The 21,318-nt window shown below is 67.5% G+C and carries 9 protein-coding genes, 1 tRNA gene and 2 pseudogenes; 5 read left to right on the forward strand and 7 right to left on the reverse strand.

The annotated features are described in order from the left end of the window. Positions 1 to 35: 35 nt before the first annotated feature. The 5 genes from AC1RJ9_RS02640 to AC1RJ9_RS02660 form a co-directional block, all read right to left on the reverse strand. A complete protein-coding gene (locus tag AC1RJ9_RS02640) occupies positions 36 to 1,457 on the reverse strand; it encodes an efflux transporter outer membrane subunit (RefSeq protein ID WP_492834969.1) in 1,422 nt (473 codons plus the stop codon). Beyond that, positions 1,454 to 4,645 (reverse strand): efflux RND transporter permease subunit, encoded by a 3,192-nt coding sequence (locus AC1RJ9_RS02645; RefSeq protein WP_492834968.1) that lies wholly within the window; start codon positions 4,643 to 4,645, stop codon positions 1,454 to 1,456. The genes AC1RJ9_RS02640 and AC1RJ9_RS02645 overlap by 4 nt, the downstream gene beginning before the upstream one ends. Beyond that, a complete protein-coding gene (locus AC1RJ9_RS02650) occupies positions 4,642 to 7,773 on the reverse strand; it encodes a multidrug efflux RND transporter permease subunit (protein ID WP_492834966.1) in 3,132 nt (1,043 codons plus the stop codon). The genes AC1RJ9_RS02645 and AC1RJ9_RS02650 overlap by 4 nt, the downstream gene beginning before the upstream one ends. A 15-nt stretch (positions 7,774 to 7,788) precedes the next feature. Beyond that, on the reverse strand, positions 7,789 to 9,039 hold the full coding sequence (locus AC1RJ9_RS02655; protein WP_492834964.1) for an efflux RND transporter periplasmic adaptor subunit: 1,251 nt from the start codon (positions 9,037 to 9,039) through the stop codon (positions 7,789 to 7,791). Positions 9,040 to 9,249: 210 nt separating this feature from the next. Then, positions 9,250 to 10,503: a M24 family metallopeptidase gene (locus tag AC1RJ9_RS02660; RefSeq protein ID WP_492834962.1), complete on the reverse strand. Its 1,254-nt coding sequence runs from the start codon at positions 10,501 to 10,503 to the stop codon at positions 9,250 to 9,252. Positions 10,504 to 10,751: 248 nt separating this feature from the next. On the opposite strand from AC1RJ9_RS02660, the gene AC1RJ9_RS02665 reads away from it, so the two are divergent. The 4 genes and pseudogenes from AC1RJ9_RS02665 to AC1RJ9_RS02680 all read left to right on the forward strand — a co-directional run. Then, the gene (locus tag AC1RJ9_RS02665; RefSeq protein ID WP_492834960.1) at positions 10,752 to 12,587 is read left to right on the forward strand and encodes a type I restriction-modification system subunit M; all 1,836 of its coding nucleotides are present in this window, start codon (positions 10,752 to 10,754) and stop codon (positions 12,585 to 12,587) included. Then, complete coding sequence (locus tag AC1RJ9_RS02670; RefSeq protein WP_492834958.1) at positions 12,584 to 13,909, forward strand: restriction endonuclease subunit S; 1,326 nt, start codon at positions 12,584 to 12,586, stop codon at positions 13,907 to 13,909. Before AC1RJ9_RS02665 ends, AC1RJ9_RS02670 begins: the two co-directional genes overlap by 4 nt. After that, a pseudogene (locus AC1RJ9_RS02675) lies at positions 13,906 to 14,034 on the forward strand (restriction endonuclease); the annotation flags it as partial. The gene AC1RJ9_RS02670 and the pseudogene AC1RJ9_RS02675, both read left to right, overlap by 4 nt. Positions 14,035 to 14,113: 79 nt before the next feature. Further along, a pseudogene (locus AC1RJ9_RS02680) lies at positions 14,114 to 16,948 on the forward strand (type I restriction endonuclease subunit R); the annotation flags it as partial. 387 nt (positions 16,949 to 17,335) lie between these two features. Here the strand turns inward: AC1RJ9_RS02680 and AC1RJ9_RS02685 are convergent. After that, positions 17,336 to 17,411: transfer RNA gene (locus AC1RJ9_RS02685), tRNA-Lys, on the reverse strand. Positions 17,412 to 17,495: 84 nt separating this feature from the next. On the opposite strand from AC1RJ9_RS02685, the gene AC1RJ9_RS02690 reads away from it, so the two are divergent. Then, positions 17,496 to 17,834, forward strand: a complete 339-nt coding sequence (locus tag AC1RJ9_RS02690) for an Hpt domain-containing protein (protein WP_492834956.1) — start codon at positions 17,496 to 17,498, stop codon at positions 17,832 to 17,834. A 64-nt stretch (positions 17,835 to 17,898) separates the two neighbouring features. Here AC1RJ9_RS02690 and AC1RJ9_RS02695 read toward each other — a convergent pair whose 3' ends face one another. Beyond that, positions 17,899 to 20,991: a TonB-dependent receptor gene (locus tag AC1RJ9_RS02695; protein ID WP_492834954.1), complete on the reverse strand. Its 3,093-nt coding sequence runs from the start codon at positions 20,989 to 20,991 to the stop codon at positions 17,899 to 17,901. Between the last annotated feature and the right edge of the window lie 327 nt (positions 20,992 to 21,318).

A 21,318-nucleotide genomic window follows, 5' to 3' on the forward strand; every position in this document is an offset into this window, starting at 1 on the left:
TGTTAGAGTCGCGAGGCCGGAGCCTCAACAAGTTTTCAGCGCCAGCCGCCGCCCAGGGCCTGGACCAGGGCCACCGCCGTCGTCTGGCGCGAGACCGCCGTCTGCAGCAGCGTCCGTCGCGCCGACAGGGCCGAGGCCTGGGCCGTGACCACGTCGGTATAGGCCACCTGGCCGGCCTTGTACTGGTTCAACAGCATCTGCTCGGTCTGGTCGGCGGCCTGGGAGGCGGTCAGCAGCAGGGCGTATTGCCGCTCGAGAGCCCTCGCGGCGGCCAGTTGGTTCTCGACGTCCTCGAAGGCCTGGAGGGCCGTCTGGCGATAGTCGGCGGCGGTGGCGTCATAGGCCGCGCGCGACTGCTCGACGCGGGCCTTGCGGGCGCCAGCGTCGAACAGGGTCTGGGCGGCCGTCAGGCCCAGCGACCAGGTATTGGCCGAGGTGGTGAACAGGTCGCCCAGGACACTCGAGGTCGAATTGCCGTTGGCCGACAGGCTGAAGGTCGGGAAGAAGGCGGCGCGGGCCACGCCGATGTCGGTATTGGCGGCGGCGACGCGGCGCTCGGCGGCGGCGACGTCGGGACGGCGCTCCAGCAGGGGCGAGGGCACGCCGATCGGGATCTCGGGCACGATCGGCTTCCAGTCGGTCACGGCCGCGATGCGGAAGCCGCTGGCCGGCTCGCCGACCAGCACGGCGATGGCGTTCTCGAAGGTCGCGCGATCCTGGACCAGACCCTCCAGGGTCGACTGGGCGTTGGCCAGCTGGACCTGGGCCTGCAGCACGTCGGACTTGGGCGCGATGGCGGCGTTGTAGCGGTTGGTGGTGATCTGCAGGGTGCGCTGGTAGCCCTCGACCGTGGCCTGGACCATGGCGATCTCGGCGTCGGCGCGGCGCAGGCCCAGATAGCTGGTCGCCAGCTCGCCCTGGGCCGACAACTGGGCGGCGGCGAGGTCGGCGGCGCTGGCTTCGGCGCTGAACTTGGCGCCGCTGAGGCCGGCGCGGATGCGGCCCCAGACGTCCGGCTCCCAGCTGGCGCCGATGCCGACCTGATAGCGCTGGGTGTCGCCCGCGCGGGTCGCGCCGCCGACGGAGGTCGTGGTCTTGGTGCCGCCGCCGCCCGACTTGGTGGCGGAGCTGGAAAGGTCGACCGACGGGAACAGGCTGGCCCGTTGCTCGCGGACCAGGGCGCGGGCCTGGCGATAGGCGGCCTCGGCGCGGGCGATGGTCTGGTTGTCCACCTTCACGCGCTCGGCCAGGACGTTGAGCCGCGGGTCGCCCAGCAGCGTCCACCAGTCGCCGCGATCCAGATGGTCGGACGGCGTGGCGGTCTTCCAGCCCTCCAGGGCCTTGAACTGGGCTGGTGGCGCGGACTTCAGCGCGGGCGTCTCGTAGGCCGGCGTCATCGAGCAGGCGCCGAGGGCGAGGAGCGAGGCGGCGCCGATCAGGCGCGAAAGACGGATCATCTGGCGGGTTCCGGCGCGGTCGGGTGGTGGGTCAGATGCCGCTCGTCCTTGCGCGTCTTCCCGCGCAGGCGATCGAGATAGACATAGACCACGGGTGTGGTGATCAGGGTCAGTAGCTGGCTGGCGATCAGGCCGCCGATGATGGCCACGCCCAGCGGACGACGCAGCTCGGCGCCTTCGCCAAAGCCGATGGCCAGGGGAAGCGCGCCGAGGGCCGCGGCCAGGGTGGTCATCAGGATCGGGCGGAAGCGCAGCAGGCTGGCCTCGCGCACGGCTTCCTGGGCGGAGAGGCCCCGGCTGCGCTGGGCGTCCAGGGCGAAGTCGATGATCAGGATGGCGTTCTTCTTGACGATGCCCAGCAGCAGGAAGACCCCGATCAGGGCGATGATCGAGAACTCCATCTTGAAGATCAGCAGGGCGACCACCGCGCCGACGCCGGCGGCGGGCAGGGTGGACAGCACCGTGATCGGGTGGACGTAGCTTTCGTAGAGGATACCCAAGACGATGTAGATCGCCACGATGGCGGCCAGGATCAGCAGCGGCTGCTGCTTCATCTGGTCGTTGGCCTGGCGGGCCTGGCCCTGGAAGCTGCCGCGCACGCTGGTCGGCATGCCGATCTCGGCCTCGGCCTGGGCGACGGCGATCTGGGCGTCGCTCAGCGACTTGCCGTCCGCCAGGTTGAACGAGACCGTGGTGGCCAGCTCGCCATTCTGGTGATTGACCGAGGTCGGGGTCGCGTTCTGGGAGACGCTGGCGATGGCCGACAGGGGCGTCATGGCGGTGGCGGCGGTGTTCAGGGCCGAGCCGGTCGACTGGTCGCGCAGGGCCGGATTGACGCTGGGACCGGTGGCCTTCGCCGTCCCGGACGGCCGTGTCGGCACGTGGACGTCGTTCAGCGCCTCGGGACCCTGGGCGAACTTCTGCTGCCACTCCAGGATCACGGCGTACTGGTTGACGTCCTCGTAGATGGTCGCGACCTGACGCTGACCGAAGGCGTTGTAGAGCGCGTTGTCGACGGCGCGAGGCGTGATCCCCAGCCGCGAGGCGCTGTCGCGGTCGATGGTGACCAGGGTCTCGACGCCGTTCTCCTGCTGGTCGGAATCGACGTCGGTCAGCACGTCGTCGTGGGCTTTCATCGCCTCGGCCAGCTTGGCGGCCCACTCCTTGAGGGCGGCGCTGCTGTCGCTGGTCAGGGTGTACTGGTAGGTCGAGTTGCTCTGCCGGCCGCCCATGCGCAGGTCCTGCACCGGGTTCAGGAACACGCTGATGCCGGTCACGCGCTGCAGCTGCGGACGCAGGCGGGCGATGACGGCCGAGCCCTTCTCCTTGCGCTCGCCGATCGGCTTGAGGTTCACGAACATGAAGCCGCCGCCCGCGCGGCCGCCGCCGGTGAAGCCGACCACGGTGTCGACGGCGGGATCCTTGTGGATGATGCCGACCACCTGGCGCAGCTTCTTCTGCATGGCCTGGGACGAGACGGACTGGTCGGCGCGCATGCCGGCCATCAACTGACCGCTGTCCTGCTGCGGGAAGAAGCCCTTGGGCACGGCGATATAGAGCCAGGCGGTCATGGCGATCACCGCGACCAGCAGGGCGATGACCAACGGCTTGGCGTGCAGGGCCCAGTCCAGGCTGTGCTCATAGGTCTTGTGGACGCGGTTGAACGCCGCCTCGAAAAAGCGCGACAGGCGGCCTGCCTTGTCCTTCTTCTCGGGGCGCAGCAGGTAGGCGCACATCATCGGCGTGGTGGTCAGGCTGATGACCAGCGAGATCAGCACCGCCGCCGACAGAGTGACCGCGAACTCACGGAACAGGCGGCCGACCTGGCCGCCCATGAACAGCAGCGGGATGAAGACGGCGACCAGCGAGATGCTGATCGACAGCACGGTGAACCCGACCTCGCGCGCGCCCAGCAGGGCCGCCGCGAAGCGGTCCATGCCCTTCTCGATGTGGCGGGCGGTGTTCTCCAGCACGACGATGGCGTCGTCGACCACGAACCCGGTGGCGACGGTGATCGCCATCAGGCTGAGATTGTTGAGGGAAAAGCCCAGCAGGTACATGACCCCGAACGTGCCCAGCAGCGAGACGATGGTCGCCGCCGCGGGAATGAAGGTGGCGCGGGCGCTGCGCAGGAAGATGCTGACTACGACGATCACCAGGATGATCGAGATCAGCAGGGTGACCTCGATCTCGTGCAGCGAGGCGCGGATCGAGTTGGTGCGGTCGCTGGCGACATCGACGGTGATGTCGCTGGGCAGTTGGGCGCGAAGCTCGGGCAGGACGGCGCGGACGCTGTCGACCGTCTCGATGATATTGGCGCCCGGCTGGGCGGTGATCAGGACGATGATCGACGGCTTGCCGTTGAACAGGCCCAGGGTGCGGGTGTCGGCGACGCTGTCGGTGACTTGCGCGACGTCCGACAGGCGGATCGGCGCGCCGTTACGCCAGGCCACCACGAGGCCGGCATAGTCGGCGGCCTTGCGGCCCGCGCCGGTCGTATAGATCTGGTAGCGCTGGCCGTTACCCTCCAGCGCGCCCTTTGGGCGGTTGGCGTTGGCCGACTGGATCGCCGCGCGGACGTCCTCCATGGCCACGCCGTACTGGTTCAGCAGGAACGGGTTGGCCGAGATGCGGACGGCCGGCAGTGAGCCGCCGCCGATCTCGACGTCGCCGACGCCGCTGACCTGGGCCAGGCGCTGGGCCACGACGTTGGAGACCGCGTCATAGATCTGGCCGGGCGTCTTGGTGTCCGAGGTCAGGGCCAGGATGATCACCGGCGAGTCGGACGGATTGGCCTTGCGATAGGTCGGGTTGCTGCGCAGCGTCGCCGGCAGGTCGGCGCGAGCGGCGTTGATCGCGGCCTGCACCTCGCGGGCGGCGCCGTCGATCTGGCGGTTGAGATCGAACTGCAGGGTGATCCGCGTCGACCCCGTCGAGCTCTGCGACGTCATCTCGTTGACGCCCGAGATCGTGCCCAGCCGCCGCTCCAGCGGCGTGGCGACGCTGGAGGCCATGGTCTGGGGACTGGCCCCCGACAGGTTGGCCGACACCGAGACGGTCGGGAAATCCACCTGCGGCAACGGCGAGACCGGCAGCACGAAGAAGGCCGCGATCCCGGCCATGGCCAGGCCGATGGTCAGCAGGATGGTGGCGACCGGCCGCCGGATGAAGGGACCGGACAGGTTCAAGACGGCGCCCCCGGGATCGGCTCGGGATCGACGCGGTCAGGATGCGGGCCGTCATCGCGGCGCTCGCGCTTGGCGGTCGGGGCCAGGCGGTCGAAGGCCAGGTAGACGACCGGGGTCGTGAACATGGTCAGGAGCTGGCTGAGCAGCAGGCCGCCGAAGATGGCGATGCCCAGTGGACGGCGCAGTTCGGCCCCTTCGCCGAAGCCCAGCATCAGCGGGATCGCGGCGAACAGGGCTGCCAGGGTGGTCATCAGGATCGGCCGGAAGCGCAGGATGGCCGCCTGGAAGATAGCGTCGTGCGGGCTCTTGCCTTCCTCGCGTTCGGCGTCGATGGCGAAGTCGATCATCATGATCGCGTTCTTCTTGACGATGCCGATCAGCAGGATGATGCCGATGATCCCGATCACGCCCAGATCGTTACCGGTGATCCACAGGGCCAGCAGCGCGCCGACGCCGGCCGAGGGCAGGGTCGACAGGATGGTCATCGGATGGACGTAGCTCTCATAGAGCACCCCCAGCACGATGTAGACGCAGACCACGGCCGCCAGGATCAGCCATAGCTGGTTGGACAGCGAGTTCTGATAGGCCCCCGCCGCGCCCAGGAAGGTGGTGGTCACCGAGACGGGCATGTCGATCGTCTTCATGGCCTTACGGATCTCGTCGACCGCGTGGCCCAGCGAGACGCCGGGGGCGGTATCGAAGCCGATCGTGGTGGCCGGGAACTGGGCGACGTGGGTGACCTGCAGCGGCGACTGCTGGGTCTTGATGGTCGAGAAGGCGGCCAGCGGCGTCGGCGAACCGCCGCCGGTCCTCAGGTTCAGATTGCCCAGGGTGGTCGGGTCGACCAGGACGCCGGGCTTGGCCTCCAGGATCACGCGGTACTGGTTGGTCTCGGTGAAGATGGTCGAGACGATCCGCTGACCGAAGGCGCTGTACAACGCATCGTCGACATCAGACGCGGTAATGGAGAGACGCGCGGCGGTGTCGCGGTCGATGTCGACATAGGCGGCCTGGCCGGTGGCCGAGGCGTCGGAATAGACGTTGCGGACGGCCTTCACCTTCGCCAGTTCGGCGGTGAGCTTGCCGGCCCATTCCCTGATCGTGGCGGTGTCGGCGCCTTCCAGCGACAGGCGGTATTGGGTGGGCCCCGTCTCGGCGTCGATGGTCAGGTCCTGGGTGGGCTGGAGATATAGCGTCACGCCCGGCACATTGGCCACGCGCTCGCGCAGCCGCTGCATGATCTTCTCCTGCGAGCCCGAGCGATCGGCCTTCAGGTTGATCTGCATCTGGCCGGTGTGGAGCATGGCGTTGTTGGCGCCGTCGACGCCGATGAACGAGGCGACGTTCTCCACCGCCGGATCGTCCAGGATCGCCTCGGCCGCCTGCTGCTGCAGGGCCGCCATGCGGTCGTAGGAGACCGACTGGGCCATCTCGGTGCGGGCTTGCAACTGGCCGGTGTCCTGGGTGGGGAACAGGCCCTTGGGGATGATCATGTAGAGCACGCCGGTCAGGACCAGCGTGCCGACGGCGACGACCAGGGTCGCGACCTGGCGCTGCAGCACCCAGGCTAGGGCGACCTCGTAGCGGGCCTCGACCTTGGCGAACAGATCCTGGGTTTTCTTGCTGATCCCCTTGGCCTCCTGGCCCTCGTGCGGCTTCAGCCAGCGGGCCGACAGCATGGGGGTGAGGGTCAGGGAGACCACGGCCGAGATCAGGATGGTGATGGCCAGGCTGATGGCGAATTCGCGGAACAGGCGGCCGACCACGTCGCCCATGAACAGCAGCGGGATCAGCACGGCGATTAGCGAGATGGTCAGCGAGATGATCGTGAAGCCGATCTCCTTCGCGCCCTTCAGCGCCGCCTCCATGGGTTTTTCGCCCTTCTCGAGGTGGCGGGTGATGTTCTCGATCATCACGATGGCGTCGTCGACGACGAAGCCGGTGGCGATGGTCAGGGCCATCAGGCTGAGGTTGTTCAGCGAGAAGCCCATCAGGTACATCACCCCGCACGAGCCGATCAGCGAGATCGGCACGGCCAGGCTGGCGATCACCGTGGCGCGCAGGCTGTGCAGGAAGAAGAAGATCACCAGCACCACCAGCCCCACGGCCAGCAGCAGCTCGATCTCGACATGGTGCACCGAGGCGCGGATGCCGGTGGTGCGGTCGGCCAGCACCTGGACGTCCAGGGTGGCGGGCAGGCCGGCCTGAAGCTCGGGGAGCTTGGCCTTGATGGCGTCGACGGTCTTGATGACGTTGGCGCCGGGCTGTCGCTGGACGTTGACGATGATCGCCGGGGTCTTGCCGGCCCAGGCGCCCAGGCGGGTGTTCTCGGCGCTCTCGACGACCTGGGCGATGTCCGACAGGCGGATCGGCGCGCCGTCCTTGTAGGTGACGATCAGCGAGCGGTAGTCGTCGACGCTGAGCAGCTGGTCGTTGGCGTTGATCGTGTAGCTGCGGGTGGGGCCGTCGAAGCTGCCCTTGGCGCTATTGGCGTTGGCGGCGCTGATCGCGGTCTGCACGTCCGACAGGGTCAGGCCGTAGCTGGCCATGGCCTGGGTGTCGGCCTGGATGCGCATGGCCGGCCGCTGGCCGCCCGACAGCGACACCAGGCCCACGCCCGAGACCTGGCTGATCTTCTGGGCCAGGCGGGTGTTGACCAGGTTCTGCACCTCGGTCAGCGGCAGGGTGTCGGAGGTGATGGCCAGGGTCAGGACCGGCGCGTCGGCCGGGTTGACCTTGGCGTAGACCGGCGGGGCGGGCAGGTCGGCCGGCAGCAGCGAGCCGCTGGCGTTGATGGCGGCCTGCACCTCCTGCTCGGCGACGTCCAGCGTCTCGCCCAGATTGAACTGCAGGGTGATGACCGAGGCCCCGGCCGTGCTGACCGAGCTCATCCTGGCCAGGCCCGACATCTCGCCCAGCTGGCGCTCCAGCGGCGCGGTGACGGTCTGGCTCATCACCTCGGGGCTGGCCCCGGGATACAGGGTCTGGACCTGGATGGTGGGGTAGTCGACCTGGGGCAGGGCCGACAGCGGCAGCAGCCGGAAGCCGACCAGGCCGGCCAGGACGATGGCCGCCATGAACAGGGCCGTGGCGACCGGCCGCTGGATGAAGGGACGCGAGGGGTTCATCGCGGCTGGGCCCGACTATTCCGGACGCTGCGGGCGCTGGCGACGGGCCTTGCCGTCGCCCTTGCCTTGCCCCGCCGGCTTGGCGCCCGGCAGTTGGACCTTGCCGCCGTCGCGCAGGCGGTCGCCGCCCTCGGTGATGACCTTGTCGCCGACCTTCAGGCCCTGCGTGATCTGCACCTGGACGCCCGTCGCCTGGCCGGTCTTCACCGGGGTCTTGGAGACGGTCTGGTCGCTGTTCAGCAGCCAGACGAACGCGCCGTCGCCGCCCTGGCGCACGGCCGTGGCCGGCACGACGATCGCGCCCTTGAGGGTGTCCAGCTCCATGCGGACATTGACGAACTGGCTGGGGAACAGGGTGTTGCCGGCGTTCGGGAAGCGGGCCTTGGCCTTCACCGTGCCGGTGCCGGTGTCCACGATATTGTCGAGCGTCGAGAACGAGCCGCGATCCAGGGTCTGGGTGCGGGTGCGGTCCAGGGCGATGACCGGCACGTTGGCGCGGCCCTGGCGGGCGGCGATGCGCGGCACGTCGTCCTGCGGGACGGTGAATTCGACGTCGATCGGCGAGACGGTGGTGATCACCGCCACGCCGTTGGCGTCGCCCGCGCCGATATAGTTGCCGACGTCCGTGACGCGCAGGCCGACCCGGCCCGAGACGGGCGCGACGATGCGGGCGAAGCCGAGGTTCAGACGCGCCGTGCCGACGGCGGCGCGGTCGGCCATCACCGTGCCTTCCAATTGCTTGACCGTGGCGGCCTGGGTGTCGACCTCCTGCCGGGCGATCGAGTCCTGGGTCAGCAGGGTCTGGTAGCGGCTCAGGGTCAGGCGCGCCGCGGTCAGCTGGGCCTCGTCGCGGGTCTGGTTCCCCTGCGCCTGCAGCAGCGCCATCTCGTACGGGCGGGGATCGATCTGGACCAGGGCCTGGCCGCGCTGGACCACCTGGCCTTCACGGAACATCACCTGGGTGATCGTACCGCCGACCTGAGGACGCACCGTCACCGTCGCGGCCGGCTTCACCGTGCCCAGGGCCTCGATGACGATCGGCAGGTCCGTCGCGCTGGCCGTGGCCACCGCCACCGTGCTGGCCGGACCGCGCCGACCGCCGCCGCCGAAGCCGCCGCCAGGACCGCCGCCTTCGCCGCCCTTGTCGCCGTGCAGCAGGGTCCAGGCCAGCCAGGCCACGCCGGCCAGGGCCAGGATCGCGATCAGTCCGCCAAGGATCAGCGTCCGGCGGCGCGGGGGCGTACGCGGGGCGTGAAAGTCAGTCATCGTCAGCCTTCGAACGGCCGCGCGCGGGGCGGCGTGAGCGGGCGGCGACTGGCCGCCCATAGGGAACGCGCCGTCGTGAGCGGACGGACCCTTAGTGCCCTAGAGGCCGAACATGTGCGCCGGTTTGCAGATCTGAAATGATCGAGCCTCGATATGGCTCCGCTTTACCGTCGGAAAGTCGCCACGGTCGCGCCGCGCGCGAGACCTCGATCAGCCCATGGGCTTGTCCAGCGTCGTTGGCGGCTTGCTGAACCACTGGGGTCCCCGCGGGGTCATGTGGATGCAGTCTTCCAGCCGCACGCCGAACTCGCCGGGGATGTAGATGCCCGGCTCGTCCGAGAAGCACATGCCCGGCGCCAGCTTCGTCGTCTCGGACATCACGAAGTTCACCGGCTCGTGGCCGTCCATGCCGATGCCGTGGCCGGTGCGGTGCGACAGGCCGGGCAGCTTGTAGCGCGGGCCCCAGCCGAGGCTGTCGTAATAGGCGCGGACGGCGCGGTCGACCGAGCCGGCCTCGACCCCGACCTGGGCGGCCTCGAACGCCACCTGCTGGCCGCGCGCGACGTCGTTCCAGACCTTGCGCTGGCGGGCGGTGGGCTCGCCGAACACGAAGGTGCGCGAGATGTCCGACTCGTAGCCGCCGACATTGCAGCCGCAGTCCATCAGCACGACCTGGCCCTCGCCCAGCACCTGGGGCTGACGCGAGCCGTGCGGGTAGGCGCTGGCCTCGCCGATCAGGATCAGGTTGAAGCTGACCCGCGCGCCTTGCTTCACCGTGAACTCGGTCATCAGGGCGCCGATGTCCTTGGGACCCATGCCGGCTTTGACGTTGCCGTGGGTGTGGCGCAGGGCCGCGACGGTGATGTCGGCGGCGACCTGCATCAGGGCCAGCTCGGCCGGCGACTTGATCATCCGGCAGCCCCGGAACACCGCCGCGCCCGAGACCACCTGGGCCGAGGGCAGGGCGCCGGTCAGGCCGTCGACGATGAAGGTCCGGATCGTCTCCTCGACGCCGATCTTGCCCGACGCCAGCTTGCGGTCGGCCAGCAGCCCGGCGGCGATCGCGTAGGGGCTTTCGTCCTCCTCCCAGGTGCGGACCTCGGCGGGCACGCCCAGGCTCTGGCGGATCGAGGGTTCCTCGAACTTCGGCACGACCATGCCGACCTGACCCTCGCGCGGGATGATCGCCAGGCACGGCCGCTCGCTGCGGCTCCATTGCGCGCCGGTGAAGTAGTCCATCGACGAGCCCGGCTCGGTGACGATCGCCGACAGGCCCAGCTTGACCATCAGGGCCTGGGCGCGTTCCAGCCGCGCCTGGCGCTCGGCCGGGCCGATCAGGGCGACGCCATCGGTCATCTTCTTGACGCCGGGCTGCCGGGCCCAGGCGGGCGCGCCCATCGCGGCCGCGCTCGCCGCGGCGCCGGCCAGGAAGCCGCGCCGGCCCAGGTCTTGAAATGCGGTCATGTCGGTCCTCGAAACCCTGTGAGCCCACGGCGACGCAGCGCGCGTCGAAAGGCCTTTTGTGAGCCCTGGAAGCTTGGCCTGACAAGGCCCGGATCGACGGAGAACGTCCGCCGACGGCGCGGTTCCAGCGCGCCCCTCGCGCCAAGCGCGAGGCCCGGCGGGCTCCCTTCGCGGTAAGGCTTCTGCTACAGCCGCTTGCCCTTGCACGTCATCCGCGCTGCTATCGGGCGTTGTTCGGGGGAGTGCGCATGAACCATCAGTCGTTGTCGGCCTTCATCTGGTCGGTGGCCGACCTGCTGCGCGGTGACTACAAGCAGTCCGACTACGGCAAGGTCATCCTGCCGTTCACCGTGCTGCGGCGGCTGGACTGCGTGCTGGAGGCCACCAAGCCGGCGGTGCTGGAGGAACTGGCCAGGCGCGAGGCGGCGGGGGTCAATCCCGAGCCGTACCTGCTGCGCGCCGCCAAGCAGAGCTTCTACAACACCTCCAAGCTCGACATGGGCCGGCTGATCGGCGACGCCGACAACATCGCCGCCAACCTCTACGCCTATATCCAGGGCTTCTCGGGCCCGGTGCGCGACATCTTCGAGCGCTTCGAGTTCTTCACCCAGGTCGACAAGCTGGCCAAGGCCGGGCTGCTCTATCAGGTCGCCGAGAAGTTCGCCGGCATCGACCTGCACCCCGGGGCGGTCGACAACCACCAGATGGGCCTGGCGTTCGAGGAGCTGATCCGCAAGTTCGCCGAACTGTCCAACGAGACGGCCGGGGAGCACTTCACGCCCCGCGAGGTCATCGGCCTGATGGTGTCCTTGCTGTTCGTCGAGGACGACGACGCCCTGTCCAAGCCCGGCGTGGTTCGCACCATCTATGACCCCACCGCCGGCACGGGCGGCATGTTGTCGGTCGCCGAGGAGCGTCTGACCCAGCACAATCCGGGCGCGCGCCTGACCATGTTCGGCCAGGAGCTGAACGACGAGTCCTACGCCATCTGCAAGGCCGACATGCTGATCAAGGGGCAGGACGTCGGGGCCATCATCCCCGGCAACACCCTGTCCGACGACGGCCACCCGGGGCGCCAGTTCGACTACATGCTGTCCAACCCGCCGTTCGGGGTGGAGTGGAAGAAGGTCGAGAAGATCGTCCGCGCCGAGCACGAGCAGCAGGGCTTCGCCGGCCGCTTTGGCCCCGGCCTGCCGCGCGTGTCGGACGGCTCCCTGCTGTTCCTGCTGCACCTGCTGTCGAAGATGCGCCCGGCCCAGGACGGCGGCAGCCGGTTCGGCATCGTCCTGAACGGCTCGCCGCTGTTCACCGGCGGGGCCGGCAGCGGCGAGAGCGAGATCCGCCGCTACCTGCTGGAGAACGACCTGGTCGAGGCCATCGTCGCCCTGCCGACCGACATGTTCTACAACACCGGCATCGCCACCTATGTCTGGATCGTCTCCAACAAGAAGCCCGTCGCCCGCAAGGGCAGGCTGCAGCTGATCGACGCCAGCGGCTTCTGGAAGAAGATGCGCAAGTCCCTGGGCTCCAAGCGCAAGGAGATGGGCGAGGACGACATCGCCCTGGTCACCCGGCTGTTCGGCGACTTCGTGGAAGCCCGGATCGCCACCCTGGTCGACGCCGCCGGCAAGGAGGCCGGCAAGGTCGTGGTCCGCGCCGGCGAGATCCCGCCCGCCGCGCCGCAGGGCGGCAAGGTCAAGCTGGCGCCGCTGTCGCGGATCTTCCCCAACGAGGCCTTCGGCTATCGCACCATCACGGTCGAGCGGCCGCTGCTGGACGAGGCCGGAGCGCCCGTGGTCGGCCAGAAGGGCAAGGCCAAGGGCAAGCCGCTGGCCGACAGCGCCCGCCGCGACACCGAGAACGTGCCGCTGTCGCAGGACGTCGACGCCTATTTCGCCCGCGAGGTCCTGCCCCACGCCCCCGACGCCTGGATCGACGAGGACAAGACCAAGGTCGGCTACGAGATCCCGTTCAACCGCCACTTCTACGTCTTCGAACCGCCCCGCGACCTGGCCGAGATCGACGCCGAACTGCTGCTGGTCACCGACCGGATCAAGGCGATGATCGAAGGGCTGGCGGCATGAGCTTTCCGGCCTATGGGAGCTACAAGGACAGCGGGGTCGAGTGGCTGGGGCAGGCGCCGAGCCATTGGCGGGTCGTTCGTCTGAACGCGCTCTTCAGGGAAGTTTCGGAACCGGGTTCGGACGATCTACCTGTGCTGAGCGTGTCCATCCACTCAGGGGTATCGGACACCGAGCTAGCTGACGACGAGATGGATCGCGTGGTCGCGCGCAGTGAAGACCGCTCAAAGTACAAGCGCGTCGAGCCCAATGATCTTGTCTACAACATGATGCGGGCTTGGCAGGGTGGCTTTGGCGCAGTTCAAACCACTGGCGCGGTTAGCCCGGCCTATGTGGTCGCGCGGCCCACGAGCGCGCAGAGCACCAAGTTTGTTGAGCGTCTGCTGCGCACGCCGAACGCCGTGACCGAGATGAAGCGCCTCTCGAAGGGTGTCACGGATTTCCGTCTGCGACTCTACTGGGACGAGTTCAAAGGCATCGAGGTCGTGCTTCCGCCACCAGAGGAGCAGGCTGGCATCGACGCCTTCCTCGACCGGGAGACCGCCAAGATCGACGCGCTGGTGGAGGCGCAGCGGCGGCTGATCGAACTGCTGAAGGAGAAGCGGCAGGCCGTCATCTCCCACGCCGTCACCAAGGGCCTCGACCCGTCCGCCCCGATGAAGGACTCCGGCGTCGAATGGCTCGGCCAGGTTCCGGCGCATTGGGAGGTTTGTCTTCTGAAGAGGGCCTTCAGCGAGGTTGACTACGGCATTTCGGACTCACTCGATGCAGATGACGGCGTGGCCGTTTTGAGGATGGGGAACATCCAGGACGGCGAGATTGATCTGACCGATTTGAAGTATGTTACCTCGGTTGAGGAGGCGCTTCTACTCCGGCCGCTGGACCTATTATTCAATCGAACGAACAGCTTGGATCAGATTGGTAAGGTGGGGCTTCTGCGGCAGTCGTCCTCATGTCCATTATCGTTCGCTTCATATCTGGTCCGTTTGCGCCTCAACCCGTCATGTTCGCCGCAGTTTATGTCCAAGCTACTGAATACTCGAGACGTTCTTGGCCAGGCGCGAGCGAGAGCCTTTGTTGCAATTGGCCAGTGCAATCTTAACCCGACGCGTTACGGGGAAATTACCGTTGCTCTCCCGCCGATTGCTGAACAGGAACAGATCGCTGCGTACTTGGAGGGTGAGGCTCACGAGATTGATGCGCTGGTCAGCACGGCTGAAGCGGCCATCACCCTCCTCCAAGAACGCCGCGCCGCGCTGATCTCCGCCGCCGTCACCGGTAAGATCGACGTGCGGGGCCTCGTCCAGACGGCGGAGGCGGCATGACCCGGCTTTGGATCGTCCGCGCCGGCCGCCACGGCGAGCGCGAGCTGGAGGCCATTACCCAGGGCAGGCTGTTGCCCGGCTTCAACGAGCTGGGCGACCTGTCGGGCCTGAAGGATCGCGAGGCCACGGACGAAACCCGCGCCAAGATCCCCCTCAAGCAGATCTGGTCCCCCGTGGCCGGCGTCGACGCCTAGGATCGCGACCATGTCCCTGCACACGGAAAACCGCTTCGAGGACGACGTCGTCGACCATCTGGCCGCGCATGGCTGGCTGTACGAAGCCGGGGCGGCGGCGCGGCATGACCGCTCGCGGGCCTTGTTTCCCGAGGATCTGGTCGCCTGGGTCCGCGACAGCCAGCCCGAGGCCTGGGACGCCCTGAGCAAGACCCACGGCCCGGCCGCCCAGCAGGTGCTGCTGGACCGGCTGCGCAAGTCGCTGGACGAGCGGGGCGTGCTGGACGTGCTGCGCGGCGGGCTCGACATGGTGGGGCTGCGCGCGCGGCTGTCGCTGGCCCAGTTCAAGCCGGCCATGGGCATGAACCCCGAGACCACCCGCCGCTACCAGGCCAACCGTCTGCGGGTGGCGCGGCAGGTGCGCTACTCGACCGGCAGCGAGAACAGCTTCGACCTGGTGCTGTATCTGAACGGCGTGCCGGTCGCGACCGTCGAGCTGAAGACCGACTTCACCCAGAGCCTGCAGGACGCCATCGACCAGTACCGCTTCGACCGCGATCCTCGCCCCCAGGGCCAGAGGGCCGAGCCGCTGCTCAGCTTCCCCGGCGGGGCGCTGGTGCACTTCGCCGTCAGCAGCAGCGAGGTGGCGATGACCACCCGGCTGGAAGGCAAGGCCACGCGCTTCCTGCCGTTCAACAAGGGCGACCACGGCGGCAAGGGCAATCCTCCCAATCCGAGCGGCCATGGCACGGCCTATCTCTGGGAGGAGGTCTGGGCGCGCGACAGCTGGCTGGAGATCCTGGGCCGCTACATGGTGACCCGTCGCGACGCCAAGAAGCAGATCACCGGCGTGATCTTCCCGCGCTACCACCAACTGGACGCCACCCGGAAGCTGGCCGCCAAGGTGCTGGAGGAGGGGCCTGGCGGGCGCTTCCTGATCCAGCACTCGGCCGGCTCGGGCAAGACCAACTCGATCGCCTGGGCCGCGCACCTGCTGTCGGAACTGCACGACGCCAACGACGACAAGCTGTTCTCCAGCGTCATCGTGGTCTCGGACCGCAACGTCATCGACACCCAGCTGCAGGAGGCCCTGTTCGACTTCCAGCGCATCGCCGGCGTGGTGGCGACGATCAAGAGCGAGGGCGGCTCCAAGAGCGGCCAGTTGGCCGAGGCCCTGGCGGCGGGCAAGAAGGTGATCGTCTGCACGATCCAGACCTTCCCGTTCGCCCTGGACGCGGTGCGCGAGCTGGCGGCGACCGAGGGCAAGGCCTTCGCGGTGATCGCCGACGAGGCCCACTCCAGCCAGTCGGGCGAGGCGGCCTCCAAGCTCAAGCAGATGCTGTCGGCCGAGGAGGCGGCGGCTCTGGCCGACGGCGGCGAGGTCAGCACCGAGGACATCCTCTCGGCCCAGATGGCCGGCCGGGCCGCCGAGCGCGGCATTACCTATGTCGCCTTCACGGCCACGCCCAAGGGCAAGACCATGCAGTTGTTCGGCCGTCCGCTGCATCCGGACCGGCCGATCGGCGAGGGCAACTTGCCGGAGCCGTTCCACGTCTATTCGATGCGCCAGGCGATCGAGGAGGGCTTCATCCTCGACGTGCTGCGCAACTACACGCCCTACCAGCTGGCCTTCCGCCTGGCCCACGAGGGACGCGACCTGGACGACCGCGAGGTCGAGCGCGGCAAGGCCAAGAAGGAGATCATGCGCTGGGTGCGCCTGCATCCGCACAACATCAGCCAGAAGGTGCAGATCGTCGTCGAGCACTTCCGCGAGAACGTCCAGCCGCTGCTGGACGGCAAGGCCAAGGCCATGGTGGTGCTGGGCAGTCGCGTCGAGGCGGTGCGCTGGCAGATCGCCGTGCGGCGCTACATCGAGGAGCAGGGCTACAGGCTGGGCGCCCTGGTCGCCTTTTCCGGCGACGTGCCCGACGCCGACCTGGGCGAGGTCAGCGAGGCCAGCGCGACGCTGAACCCCGGCCTGAACGGCCGCGACATCCGCGACGCCTTCAACAGCGAGGCCTTCCACCTGCTGCTGGTGGCCAACAAGTTCCAGACCGGCTTCGACCAGCCCCTGCTGTGCGGCATGTATGTCGACCGGCGCCTGGCGGGCATCCAGGCCGTGCAGACCCTGTCGCGCCTGAACCGCGCCCATCCGGGCAAGGACACCACCTACGTCCTCGACTTCGTCAACAGCTCCGACGAGATCCTGGCGGCGTTCCGGACCTATTACGAGACCGCCGAGCTGGAGAGCGCCACCGATCCGAACACGATCTACGACCTGCGCGCCAAGCTGGACGGCGCCGGCCACTATGACGACTTCGAGGTCGAGCGGGTGGTGAAGGCCGAGCTGAACCCGATGGCGCGCCAGTCCGAGCTGATCGCCGCGATCGCGCCGGTCGCGCAACGCGTGGTCCACGCCTTCAACGCCGCCAAGCAGGCGCGGATCTCCGCCGAGGCGCGCGACGACGCCACGGCCGCCGCCCAGGCCAAGGACCACATGGACGCCCTGGCGCTGTTCAAGAGCGACATGGCGACGTTCCAGCGCCTCTACAGCTTCCTCAGCCAGATCCTCGACTACGGCAACACCGAGATCGAGAAGCGCGCGATCTTCTACCGTCGGCTGCTGCCGCTGCTGGAGTTCGGCCGCGAGCGCGAGGGGATCGACCTGTCGGGCGTGAAGCTGACCCACCACAGCCTCAAGGCCGAGCGCAAGCGCGACCTGCTCTATGGCGACGGCGACGCGCCCAAGCTGAGCGGCATGGCCGAGGTCGGCTCGGGCAGCGTGCAGGACAAGGACAAGGCGCGGCTGGACGAGATCATCGCCCGCGTGAACGACCTGTTCGAGGGGCAACTGACCGACGACGACCAGCTGCACTACGTCAACGGCTTCCTGAAGAGCCACATGCTGGCGTCAGAGGAGCTGCAGGTGCAGGCCATGGCCAACACCAAGGCCCAGTTCGACAACTCGCCGACCCTGCAGCGCGAGTTCCTCGACGCGGTCATGGACAGCGACACCGCCTTCGACACCATGAGCCGCCAGGTGTTGGCGTCGGAGCGTCTGCGGGAGGAACTGCTGAAGATCCTGCTCGGACCGGGCGACCTCTACGGCGCGCTGAGGCGCAAGGCCGGCGCGAACGAGGCTGAAGTCTGACGTTCGCCAGACCCGCGGCAAGTTCTGTCCAGGAATTCAGGGGACTTTCGAGGCGGCGCCCCAGGACGGCTTCAGCGGAAGCCTAGATCTCCAAGAGGAGAATGGTGGGTGTAGTAGGATTCGAACCTACGACCCGCTGATTAAGAGTCAGCTGCTCTACCAACTGAGCTATACACCCATTCGACGGTCCGAAGCACTTGCGAGCCCCGGCGGCGAGGCGCGGAACATACGCAATGATTTTGGGAGCGCAAGCGCTTTTTTCATGGCCAGACGAGATATTAGCGGAGCCGTGGATTTCGCTTACCTGGAAGGGTTCGCGGCGGGGGATTTCGGGGTCGTCGACGAGGTGCTGGCGCTGTTCCGCGAGCAGGCCGCGCTGTGGACTCCGATGCTGGATCCGACCCATGCCGGCTGGCGGGACGCGGTCCATACGGTGAAGGGCGCCGCGCGCGGGGTGGGGGCCTTTGCGCTGGGCGAGGTCTGCGAACGCTGCGAGGCGGGGCAGGACAGCCTGGAAGCGGTCAAGACGGCCCTGGACGTCGCCCTGATGGATATCGCCGCCTACGCCCACGAACAGGCCCTGCGGTCGCTGAAGGGATAGCGGCCAAAAGAAAGGGGCCGAAGCGAACTTCGGCCCCGCAGGCGAGAGGGTATCTGTTCGCGTCCTAGAACTTGGCGCGCATGGTCACCTGATAGGTGCGGCCGTCGTAGTCGATGCGGCGCGGCAGCATCGGGTCGTTCTCGTATTCCGAACGGGTCGCGTCGGTCAGGTTGAAGGCGTCGACCGAAACCGTCAGGTCCTCGGTCAGGTTGTAGGAGGCCGAGGCGTCCAGCTGGCTGCGCGCCTTGACGGTGCGGGCGTCGCCGACGAACGAGTTGCCGGCGGCCAGGTCGTACTTGTCGCGCCAGTTGTAGACCAGGCGAACGCCGAACTTGGTCGACTCGTAGTAGCCGATGAGGTTCAGGTTGTTCTTCGAGACGCTGGGCAGGGTGATATTGTTGCCCGCGGTGTCCTTGCCGTCGATCTTCGTATACGAGTAGTTGAAAGCGCCGCCGAAATTCCTCCAGAAGCCCGGCAGGAAGTCGAGGTTCTGCTGGATGTTGAACTCGAAGCCGGTGACGGTCATCGGCGACTGGTTGGTCTTGCCGGTGATGCGCACCTCGGCGTTGGTCAGGGCGCCGGTGGAGCCGATGAACTGGTTCGAGCTGATGCACTTGCCCGAGCTATCGACCGTCAGTGTTCCCAGATTGACGTCCAGGCCGTCGATCTTGCCGTTCGAGGGGCACAGGATCGCCGCGTCGAGGATCGGGCCGATATAGCCCTTGATCTCCTTGCGGTAGGCCGCGACCGAGACCAGACCGCCGGGGCGATTATACCATTCAAGCGACACGTCGTAGGAGTCGGAGGTATAGGGCTTGAGGTCCGTCGCGCCGAGCGTGACCGTGTAGACGGGGTTGGTCGGCGGGTTCACGTCGACCGGCGCCTGCACGAAGGTGGTCGGTACGTTGTCGCGCGGCTGCGGGCGTACATAGGTGCGGTAGGCCGCCGCGCGCAGGATCAGATCGTCGCGCAGATCGGCGACCAGGATCGCCGAGGGCAGCCAGTAGTCGTAGGTGTTCTTGGTCTTCCGGGTCGATAGCGAGTGATTGATCGGGCCGGCCTGGTTGGACAGGGCGGTCGTGCAGTTCTGGCAGTTCAGCGAGACGATCTCGTTTTTGGTGTATTCGTAGCGCGTTCCAACGGTGCCGCGCACCGGGACGTTGAACAGCTGGGTCTTGAACTTCGCGGTCAGGTACGCCGAGAAGACATCGTTCTCGTTGCTGAAGTTGTTGTTCCAGTAATTGCCGTCCGTATAGTTGTTCACCACGCCGTAGGGCGTCAGGAACACGCCCGGAGAGCCCAGGGCGAACTGGTCGGGCAGACCGTTCGGGTTGGTGGCGCTACGGGGCTGGGTATTGACCGGGGTGATCGCCGCCAGGATGCGATCCACGTCCAGGTTCATCCAATTGCTCGTCGGCCCCGCCGCCTTGCCGCCGAAGAAGTCGCGACCGTACGAGAGCGGCGAGGCCATGTCCGGTGTGATGTTCTGGGTCAGCGCGCCCAGGGCCGAATTGCGCGAGCCGGTGGTGGCGAACTTGTTGTGCTCCGCGCGGCCGCCGAACTGCAAGTTGGTGATGAACGCGCCGTCCAGGGCGCGGTCGAAATCGAGCTGGAACGAGTCGAGCTCGTTTTCAGCGGCGCCGCTGGTTCCGGTCACGCCGAACTTGTCGCCGGCCACGGTGGCGGCCTGCCCCGGCATGGGGGCGCCCGCCTGGGTCGTCGCGGTCGCCGTGGCCGGGATCGTGAAGCCGCCGGTCGGCAGGTGGGTGGCGTGCGGCGTGGTCAGGATCGCCGTATAGTTCGAGAGGTCCGAGCCGCCGACGTCGACCGAGGTCTTGATGCCGTTCAGGCCGGCTGGGCCAAGGTTGCGGTAGGGGTTCTGGACGATGTCCAGTTCGATTTGGTCGGCATGAGTCTTGGCCCGAGAGACCGTCAGGTTCGCGGTGGCCTTCCAGGTGTCGTTGTTGAATTCGAGGGTCGGGTTGATCGCCCAAGTCTGGTTCTCGGCCGGCTCGGAGCGGATCGAGTCGAACGTGTTGATGTTCTCGGCCGAGAAGCTGTTGATATACGCGCGATCGCCGTTTGGGCGGCGGACGACGTGGGGCGCGCCGATCTGGGTGATGTGGGCGACCGCCGAAGTCGAACTCAGGCCGCCGGTCGAGCCGTTACCCGGACCCGCGTCGATATAGAGGATGTTGTTGGTGGCGTCCTTGAGGTTGCGCTTGGTGATGAAGCCGTTCGCACCGACCTTCCACGCGTCGCTGATCCGCCATTCGAAGCCGGTCGCCGCCGACAGGGTGGCGCCGCGGTTGTACTTCACCAGCTGACGCGTCTGGCTGGGATAGTAGACGCCGCCCGGATTGGCCGCGATCAGCGCGTCGTAGACTGGGTTGGCGCCGGCGGCGGCCTGGTTGCCGACCTGGATCGAGCCCAGGCGGTTGTTCCACGAGTTCACGGTGATCGAATCGCGGCGGAACTTCTCGTCCTTCCAGGCCACCACGCCGAACACGGCGAAGTCGTCCGACAGGTGCTTGTTATAGCCCAGCGAGGCGAGCGGGCTGCCGAGGTTGCCCAGGTCATTGTACTCGTACGAGACCTTGGCGAAGCCGCCGTCCTTGCGGCTCAGGGCCGGATTGATGCGCAGGTCGACATTGCCCGACAGGCCGCCGGCCAGATTGGACGCCGACGGCGACTTGATGACGTTGATGGCGGTGAAGATGTCCGAGTTGAAGGCGCCCAGCGGGGTCGAGCCATTCAGGATCGGATCGGCGAACGCGCCGCCGTTCAGGGTGGTGCGGGCGAAGGTGCCAGGCAGGCCGCGCAGGCTGATGGTGGCGTTGCGGCTGTCGGCTTCGCGGTTGATCTGGACGCCCGGGATGCGCTGGATGGCTTCGCCGACGTTCAGGTCGGGGAAGCGGCCCAGGCCGTCCGACGAGATGCCGTCCGAGATTTCCAGGGTCTCGCGCTTGGTCGAGATGGCGTTGGCGTAGGCCTGACGAAAGCCGGTGACGACGACGGCTTCGATGGTGTCCGACTCGGCCTTCTTGTCGCCGGCGGCGTCCTGAGCCTGGGCCTGGGCGGCCGAACCGACCACCAGAGCGGCGCACGACGCCATCAGCGCGGCGCGAAGAGCGAACGTGTTGCGAGCATGGTTCATGAGATTGCCTCCCCCGGCGCACTGAACTGGCGCCCTTGAGCCGACTTATCCGACCAGTTTGGCGCATTGTCAATAATTGGTAATGCCACTTGAGCGAGGATGGTGATCACCTGGTCAGGCCAAACCTGGGGAGCGGACGGACGCTCCTGCGTGACAAAGGCGCGACTGCGGCCAGTGTGATCCCACATGCTGAATTTTCGAAGAAAACACGATCGCTTGCGATTTTTGCAGGATGTCCGTGTGATGGGGTTTGGTCGCCAATTGTCGGGCTAATGGTAAGGCCAGCGCTTTTCGCCGACATAACCGGCAGCGACAGACGACGCCGAG

The organism is Caulobacter sp. GW822-FHT07D08 (genome assembly GCF_058798735.1).